Annotated in this window: 1 protein-coding gene; it reads right to left on the bottom strand. The window is 34.2% G+C overall.

Translation table 11 applies throughout. The annotated features are described in order from the left end of the window. Positions 1 to 28 precede the first annotated feature (28 nt). Positions 29 to 1,189 carry an MFS transporter gene (locus DNK85_RS11065; protein WP_119329608.1) on the bottom strand — a complete coding sequence of 387 codons (1,161 nt, stop codon included), beginning with the start codon at positions 1,187 to 1,189 and terminating at the stop codon, positions 29 to 31. Positions 1,190 to 1,244 lie beyond the last annotated feature (55 nt).

The raw sequence follows: 1,244 nt of genomic DNA, 5'->3' as shown, positions 1-1,244 counted from the left end.
TTTTCTTCGTGTACAGAGACTTGATACATCAACTAGTTAATTTATTGTCATTAGTTTGATATTTAACTCTCATAACAAAGGCTAAAAGTAATGGAATGATAAACATCATAGGAAGTATAGAAAAAGCATAATTGAAATCACTAGCGGTATATGTACTAGCATTATTTAAATGATGACTTGCGTGATTATCAATTAATACCCCAACAATTGGATCAAGTATTGCACTACTTAACATGACAGACATATTGTTTACAGCCGTCATGATACCTATATTTTCTTTCTGGATTAATCGACCTAAAACAGCAAAGCTGAGTGCTTGACCAGACGCGCTAGTACCATAGATGAAAAATACAATAGGTAATAACCATAGTGGTAGCATAACATAACCAAAAAGGAAAAATGAAAAGATTAACCCAAATGCTGTAAATATGATTAGTGGTATGCGATAAGACTTCAAAAAGTTAGTCATAATACCAATTAAGATACTACCAATGCCAACTCCCAGCCAAGTGATTGATACATAACCTGCAGCTGTTTCCGTTGTTAAATGGTATTGCAATGCTATGGCAGATGTTCCCCAAAGTCCTGCAAATAACTGAACAGGAGTCCAGATAAAAAAGGCAAAACCTATGCAAACCCACACTTGAGGTTTTTTAAATGTATTTTTTAAACTTTTAATTTGGGCTATGAAAGTAATAGCTTTAGCTTCGGTATTTTTTAAATTTGGTAATTTCCATGCAACTAAAATAACAACAATTAATCCAATGATAGCAATAATAATTGAAGTAGTTCTCCATCCAATATTATGAACCATTGATGCAATCGGATATCCTGAAATCATATCACCAATATTTCCCGAGAATTGAACTAAGCCAATTAAGACAGGGGCTGCTACTACTGGAAAATATCGTAAAACTGCTCCAAAACCAACAATGGTTGATGCTGCTGCAAAAGCACCTATAACTGCTCTTGATATAGACGCTGATTCAACACTATGACTCATGCTAAAAGCTATTAAGCCTATTGAACAAATAGATACAGCTAAAACAAAAAGTCTTTTTAGGCCTATAGTATCCATTAAAATACCTGTTGGTATTTGCATAAGTACATACGCATACAGGTAACTACCAGAAACAATCCCTATCCCCGTTGCATTCGTATGAAAGTCATTCATTAATGGTTTAACCATACTTTGAATAGAACTTCAGCAATTCCCGCTGAGTGTCAGGGTCACCTCATTAAAA

Source organism: Cysteiniphilum halobium (genome assembly GCF_003574425.1).
In the GTDB taxonomy this organism is placed as follows: Bacteria; Pseudomonadota; Gammaproteobacteria; order Francisellales; family Francisellaceae; genus Caedibacter; species Caedibacter halobius.
Note: the sequence above shows the minus strand (reverse complement) of the source record. Positions and strands in the feature narration are given on the sequence as shown.

Bases quoted from the DNA above. Each gene is read 5' to 3' on its own strand.
- DNK85_RS11065 (WP_119329608.1), bottom strand. From the start codon at position 1,189: ATGGTTAAACCATTAATGAATGACTTTCATACGAATGCAACGGGGATA.